Source organism: Microcystis sp. M165S2, from assembly GCF_020245885.1.
Taxonomy (GTDB): Bacteria; Cyanobacteriota; Cyanobacteriia; order Cyanobacteriales; family Microcystaceae; genus Microcystis.
The window spans coordinates 1-7,290 of the sequence record NZ_JADBTZ010000233.1; the positions used below are offsets into that span (position 1 = coordinate 1).

Consider the following 7,290-nt stretch of genomic DNA (forward strand, 5'->3'; position numbering starts at 1 on the left):
TGAAAGGTCGCGAAAGTCTGTGGACTTTGTGTAAGACAGTACATGGTTTTTTAACCGTGGTATGCAACGGTGGTTGAAGCAGAAACTTAAATCGTGAGGTTTAGGAATCGCCGCACTTTTAGGGCGGCGAGGATGTCAAAATGAATAGATTAATTTCTTAGTTTCCTTTTTAGCCCCTCTTACCTCAGGGAAGCAAGAGAATGTCCATCTGTCAGCATCTACGGTTCGGAAGTATTGCTTTTTAACCCATTTGTTCGATTTGTTTGGATGTTTACGCTTTGCCCATTTCCAGAGATAATACCAAGTTCTCTGACTGATATAAGCGAAAGTTTCTTTGCTTACACCAATTTTGTAGTAGTTAGCAAATCCCCTGAGAATCGGATTTAGCTTTCGGATTATGGCTTCTGCTGTAGTTCCATTAAGGGCTTTGATTTCTTCACCAATTCTTTGGCAGAAAGCCGGGACTTTCTCTTTCATTGGTTTGATTAAAAGCTTGCCATCGTATTGACGAATATTGAACACTAGGAAGTTAAATCCTTCACTAATATAGTCATTTCAAATAAGTATTATACAAGTAAAAAATAGGGTAAAATAAGGAGAAGCGAGCAACCCATACAGAAAAATGTCTTATAGCCTAGACTTGAGAAAAAAAGTAATTGATTATGTAGAGAATGGGGGAATCATAACCAAAGCCGCCGCTCTATTTAATATAGGAAGAGCCACAATATATAGATGGCGTTCGTAGGGAGAAACTTGAAGCAACAAAGGTGAAACACCGTCAGCGAAAGCTAGACTGGAAAGCACTGTCACAAGATGTCCAAGAAAATCCCGATGCAAGATTAAGAGACAGAGCCGAGAAGTTTGGAGTGAGACCAAGTGCCATAAGACTATGCCTTAAAAAAAATGAAAGGGGAGCATCTCACCTTTGTAACTCCTAAATTAAGTTTTATGTCAAGCTATTTTGAAAGCCTTACCAGAAGCAAGTTTTAGCGACAAGCATAATTACTCACTTGCATAAATGAGATGCTCCCCTTGCCTTCAGAACCTGATTACTGTTTACTGTTTACTGACCACTGAAAAAAACTTCCATCAACAGTGTCTCACTGATTACTGATTACTGATTACTGTTTACTGTTTACTGATAACTAAAACAACTCCCAACACTTAATATATGAAATGGACAGATAAAGATCAGATAATTATGCAAGGGATCGATCGACCCCTAGGCAAATATTATGCGGCACGATTGAAAGCTCAGGGAACCTGTTTAGTAGCGGGGGTGGCTAGTGGCTGCAGTGGTGAGATAATCGCAGAGATACCAGTGTTTGATCTAGTGGCCGAGGCCGTTGCTGAAGCAGGAGAAATCAAGACCAGTTTAATTTTAGTCCCCCCCAATCAAGTCCTAGATGCGGCCTTAGAAGCGATCGCATCAGCAATTCCCCAATTAATTATCGTCACCCCCGGAGTTCCCCCCTTGGATCTGGTGGAATTATTAAAGATAGCTAGTACCACCGGGACATTAATTCTCGGCCCCGGCAGCCAGGGTGTAATTATTCCCAATTATCTTTGGTTGGGTATTTGTGAACCCAGTTTTTATCAATCGGGGACAATCGGTCTGATCACCCGCGGCGATCGCATAGGGGATGAAGTGGCGAAAACTTTAACAGCAGCGGGGTATGGTGAATCTATGGCGGTAAATTTGGGTACTGACGGCATTATTGGCTCCAATTTGTCCCAATGGTTGCAGGTTTTTGAGGAAGATGAAAATACCGAGGCAATTCTCCTCGTCAGTCAGGTGGGGGGAAAGGCCGAAATCGAGGCAGCCAAATATATTGCCTCGGCGATCGAAAAACCAGTGATTGCCTATCTTGTGGGGTTAAATGCAGCGATTGAAACCAATTTCGGCGATACAGAAACAATTATTTCTAACCAACTTTCCTACTCTGTTGCCGCTAAGAATACCAGAAAAGATAGCTTACGTCATTTTCAAGAAGCTGGGGTGACAGTAGTAGAAAAATTAGCCGATTTACCTGCCTCTTTGGCTAAAGTCTTGTCCTGAATTTGACCCCATTGCTCCAATAATATTTATAATCTGACAATATTCTGCCAAAATAAGCACCTAACAAGGTTTCTCACCCCCATCCTTCCTGGGGGATTTTCGATGACAATTGCTGAGAGCTACTATATCATGGTAGATCACCTGTGATTCCTCAGACTGGCCAAGATAAAGATGGCAACAGGCAAAAATTAGGAAAAATCAGCGACAATCGAAACGGCAAGAGCAAAAAAAATTCTATTCTAGATTGACCCTTTCAGCAGACCAACTATCCCACCCTTCTAGACGACGACCGTAAGGATAACTTCTATGGCGCAACAAAATAACCTAAAAATCGACAATATACACCAAATCGATCCCTATTGGGGTCCTCCATGGCTCGTAGAAGAACGGGACGCTTGCGGAGTCGGTTTTATTGCCGATGTGCGCGGTTCGGGTAGCCATCAACTGATTGAACAGGCACTTTCGGCCCTCGCTTGTTTGGAACACCGGGGAGGCTGCAGCGCCGATCAGGATTCCGGTGACGGTTCTGGTATAATGACCGCTATCCCTAGAGCTATCCTCGCTCCTTGGTTCGCCGAAAATGGCTTAAATATGCCAGAATCTGAGCGTCTAGGGGTGGGTATGGTCTTTCTTCCCCAAGCAACCCAAGAACGAGCCGACGCTAAAGCACATATCGAGGAAATTGTCAATAAATATAATATTAAGATTTTAGGTTGGCGTACCGTTCCCGTCCGTCCTGAAACCCTCGGCCGACAAGCAAGGGAAAATCAACCCTTTGTCGAGCAAATTCTGGTTACTTCCCCCGATTTAGCCGGTTCTCAATTCGATCGCCTACTCTATATTGCCCGTTCTGAAGTCGGTAAGCAACTGGCCGATGATTTCTATTTCTGTTCCTTTTCCTGTCGCACCATTGTCTATAAAGGCATGGTACGGGGCGAAATCCTGCGAGAATTCTATCTAGACCTGCAAAATCCCGCCTATAGCAGTCAATTCGCTATTTATCACCGACGTTTTAGCACCAATACCCAACCGAAATGGCCTCTCGCTCAACCGATGCGCTTATTGGGTCATAACGGCGAAATTAACACCCTTTTAGGCAATATTAACTGGATGTCGGCCCGGGAACCCGCTTTAGAAACGGAAGGTTGGACCCACGAAGAATTACAATCCCTGACTCCCATTGTTAACCCCGCTAACAGCGACTCCTATAACCTCGATAGCGCCCTAGAATTATTGGTGAGAACCGGTCGCAGTCCCCTAGAAGCAGCTATGATCCTAGTGCCGGAGGCCTACAATAATCAGCCGGATTTACAGGATTATCCCGAAATTATCGACTTTTACGAATACTATAGCGGTTTACAGGAACCCTGGGACGGTCCAGCTTTACTGGTATTCAGTGACGGGGGAATCGTCGGCGCTTGTTTAGATCGCAACGGTTTGCGACCGGCCCGTTATAGCATTACTAACACGGGTTATATCGTCGTTTCCTCGGAAGCGGGAACTATTCCCCTTGATGAAACCACCATTATCGAAAAAGGTCGTCTCGGCCCTGGTCAAATGCTCGCAGTGGACCTAGAAAAAGGCGAAATTAAGCGTAATTGGCAGATTAAACAGGAAATTGCCCGATCTAATCCCTACGGTGAATGGGTGAAATCCCAACGCACCTTTATTGACAAAGAAACAGCGATCGACATTCCCGCTCCTAGTAATCTCCTTCCCCGGCAAACCGCTTTCGGTTATACTGCCGAAGATGTGGATATGATTATCGTCCCCATGGCAGAACAGGGAAAAGAACCGACTTTCTGTATGGGTGATGACACTCCCCTAGCGGTCCTCTCCAGTAAACCCCATCTTCTCTACGATTACTTTAAACAACGTTTTGCCCAAGTTACTAACCCTCCCATCGATCCTTTACGGGAAAGTTTAGTCATGTCCCTGACTATGTATCTGGGACGACGGGGCAATATACTTAAATTAGGGGTTGATGACGCACATTTACTGAAATTAGACTCTCCCCTGCTCAATAATGCTGAATTAGCCAAAGTTAAAACCTCTAGCTACAAAACAGCCGAACTTTCTACCCTTTATGATCTGACCACCGGACCGGGGGGATTAGAAGATGCGATCGCTAATTTGTGCGCTGAGGCCGCCAAGAAAGTAGAATCGGGAGCGGAAATTTTAATTCTCAGTGACAGAACTGCTCCTATTGACGAAAAAACTAGCTATATTCCCCCCTTATTAGCTGTTGGTGCTGTCCATCATCACCTGATTCGCTCACACTTGCGTTTAAAAGCTTCGATCGTTATCGATACGGCCCAATGTTGGAGTACCCATCACTTCGCTTGTCTAATTGGTTATGGCGCTTCCGCAGTTTGTCCCTATCTTGCGTTAGAAACGATCGCCCAGTGGTGGATCGAGCCAAAAACGCAGAAATTGATGGAAAACGGCAAATTAGAAGCTATTAGCCTTGAAAAAGCCCTAATTAATTACCGCAAATCCGTAGAAGCAGGATTACTGAAAATCCTCTCGAAAATGGGTATTTCTCTCCTATCTTCCTACCATGGGGCGCAAATTTTCGAGGCGATCGGATTATCGGCAGATTTAGTTAAACTAGCTTTTAACGGTACTACCAGTCGCGTCGGGGGTTTAAGCATTGCGGAGGTGGGACAAGAAGCGATCGCATTCCACAGTCAAGCTTTCCCCAATCTTACCGCTAAAAAACTAGAAAACTACGGTTTTGTCAACTACCGTCCGGGGGGAGAATACCACATGAATTCCCCGGAAATGGCGAAAGCACTCCATAAAGCAGTGGCTGCTCACTCCCAAGGTGAAGGATATGACCATTACGAAACCTATCGTCAAATCTTGCAGCAAAGACCTGTTACTGCATTGCGCGATCTATTAGAATTTAACAGCGATCGAGCCTCAATTGCCATCGAAGAAGTAGAATCGATCGAAAGTATCCTGCAACGCTTCTGCACAGGGGGAATGTCCCTCGGTGCCTTGGGACGGGAAGCACACGAAACCCTAGCGATCGCCATGAATCGCATCGGAGGTAAGTCCAATTCCGGAGAAGGGGGAGAAGATCCGATCCGTTACACCAGCTTAAGCGATGTGGATGCAGAAGGACATTCTGTGACTATGCCCCATCTAAACGGCTTAAAAAACGGTGATACGGCTAATTCTGCCATTAAACAGATAGCTTCGGGACGTTTTGGAGTCACCCCCGAATACTTAATGAGTGGAAAACAGCTAGAGATTAAAATGGCCCAAGGAGCAAAACCGGGAGAAGGAGGTCAATTACCGGGGAAAAAAGTCAGTTCCTATATTGCCATGTTACGGCGCTCAAAACCGGGAGTAACTTTGATTTCTCCCCCTCCTCACCACGATATCTACTCGATCGAAGATTTAGCGCAATTAATCTACGATTTACACCAAATTAACCCCCGGGCCAAAGTTTCCGTCAAATTAGTGGCCGAGATCGGTATCGGCACAATTGCGGCCGGAGTTGCCAAAGCTAACGCTGATATTATCCAGATTTCTGGTCACGATGGTGGTACAGGTGCATCACCCCTAAGTTCGATCAAACACGCGGGTAGTCCCTGGGAATTGGGAGTGACGGAAGTGCATCGGATGTTAATGGAAAATCAACTGCGTCATCGGGTGATTTTGCGCGCAGATGGAGGACTAAAAACCGGTTGGGATATCCTCATGGCTGCTCTCATGGGTGCGGAGGAATTCGGTTTTGGTTCCATTTCCATGATTGCCGAGGGGTGTATCATGGCCCGCGTCTGTCACACGAATAATTGCCCTGTGGGAGTCGCTACCCAGCAGGAACGTCTCCGCGCTCGTTTTCCCGGAATTCCCGCTCATGTGGTCAATTTCTTTACTTTGGTGGCTGAGGAAACGCGGCAATTATTGGCGAAATTAGGCTATCACAGTTTAAATGAGGTGATTGGCCGGGCAGATCTGTTAAAAGTGCGCTCCGATGCTCGTTTAACTAAGACAGAATCCCTCAATCTCGATTGTTTGTTAAATTTACCCGATGGACGAAGCGATCGCTCTTGGTTGCAGCACGAGGAAGTACATAGTAACGGTGCTGTTCTCGATGACGAGATTCTAGCAGATAGCGAGATTAAACAGGCGATCGAGCAACAGGGAACCGTCAGCAAAACCTACAGGATTGTCAATACCGATCGCTCCGTCGGGGCGAGAATTGCGGGGGTAATTGCCCAAAAATACGGTAATGACGGCTTTGAGGGCGAAATTAAGCTCAATTTCCAGGGTGCAGCCGGTCAAAGTTTCGGAGCATTTAATTTACCCGGTGTCAATCTCCATTTAGAGGGAGAAGCTAACGATTATGTGGGTAAAGGCATCTACGGCGGCGAAATTGTCATCGTACCGCCCCAAAACGCCAATTATCAGCCCGAAGATAACGCTATTATCGGTAATACCTGTCTCTACGGGGCCACCGGTGGGGTATTATACGCTAATGGTCGCGCTGGTGAACGCTTTGCTGTCCGCAATTCCACCGCGAAAGCAGTTATCGAAGCGGCCGGGGATCACCTCTGTGAATACATGACCGGTGGAGTAATTGTTGTGCTTGGTTCCGTCGGTCGCAACGTCGGCGCCGGGATGACAGGGGGATTAGCTTATATCCTCGACCAATCCCTACCGGAGAAACTTAACCCCGAAATTGTCAAGATTCAACGGGTTGCCACGGCAGCCGGCGCTGAACAGTTAAAATCTTTAATTGAGGCTCATGTAGAACGCACTAATAGCCCCAAGGGTAAGTTAATTTTAGCTAATTGGGATAGCTATCTCGGTCAATTCTGGCAAGTGGTTCCCCCCTCGGAAGCGGATAGTCCCGAAGCGCAAATTAGCGCGGAGAAAACCTTAACTTCGGTGTAATTTCTTTGGGGTGCGTTAACCAAGAGTAACGCACCCATTGATTAATTTTTTGACTGCGGAGTTGATTAATGGCCATCCCCACCACCTATACTAGCTATACCCAAGCACAAGAACATTTTATTCAGGTTTTAGAAAAAGTAGAACTGGGAAACTCGATCGTTATTGTCCAACGTCAGGGTCATCATCGAAAATTTTGGGTCTGAAACCCCGTCGTTCTACGACGGCTTTACCGTTAAATACTAGCGCATTTACCAAATATATGCTAAAATGTGAGACATGGAAAAAGCCTACTCGTTTCGATTTTACCCCACACCCGAACA

General features: G+C 46.0%; 4 protein-coding genes and 2 pseudogenes. 5 read left to right on the forward strand and 1 reads right to left on the reverse strand.

Annotated features, from left to right (window positions below; all coding sequences use genetic code 11):
• Nucleotides 1–135: 135 nt before the first annotated feature.
• Nucleotides 136–522, reverse strand: coding sequence for a group II intron maturase-specific domain-containing protein (locus IM479_RS11910; protein ID WP_287687170.1), 387 nt, complete (start codon nt 520–522; stop codon nt 136–138).
• Nucleotides 523–622: 100 nt separating this feature from the next.
• Between IM479_RS11910 and IM479_RS11915 the strand changes: the two are divergent.
• From IM479_RS11915 to IM479_RS22645, 5 genes and pseudogenes are all read left to right on the forward strand, one after another.
• Nucleotides 623–899, forward strand: a pseudogene (locus tag IM479_RS11915) (IS630 transposase-related protein); the annotation flags it as partial.
• Between the two features lie 272 nt (nt 900–1,171).
• Complete coding sequence (locus IM479_RS11920) at nt 1,172–2,059, forward strand: succinate--CoA ligase subunit alpha (protein ID WP_287687171.1); 888 nt, start codon at nt 1,172–1,174, stop codon at nt 2,057–2,059.
• 306 nt (nt 2,060–2,365) lie between these two features.
• Nucleotides 2,366–6,970, forward strand: a complete 4,605-nt coding sequence (gene gltB / locus IM479_RS11925; RefSeq protein WP_287687172.1) for a glutamate synthase large subunit — start codon at nt 2,366–2,368, stop codon at nt 6,968–6,970.
• Between the two features lie 68 nt (nt 6,971–7,038).
• Nucleotides 7,039–7,155 (forward strand): annotated as a pseudogene (locus IM479_RS11930) (type II toxin-antitoxin system Phd/YefM family antitoxin); the annotation flags it as partial.
• 91 nt (nt 7,156–7,246) lie between these two features.
• On the forward strand, nt 7,247–7,290 hold a 44-nt coding region (locus IM479_RS22645), incomplete at its 3' end, for a helix-turn-helix domain-containing protein (RefSeq protein ID WP_353737494.1).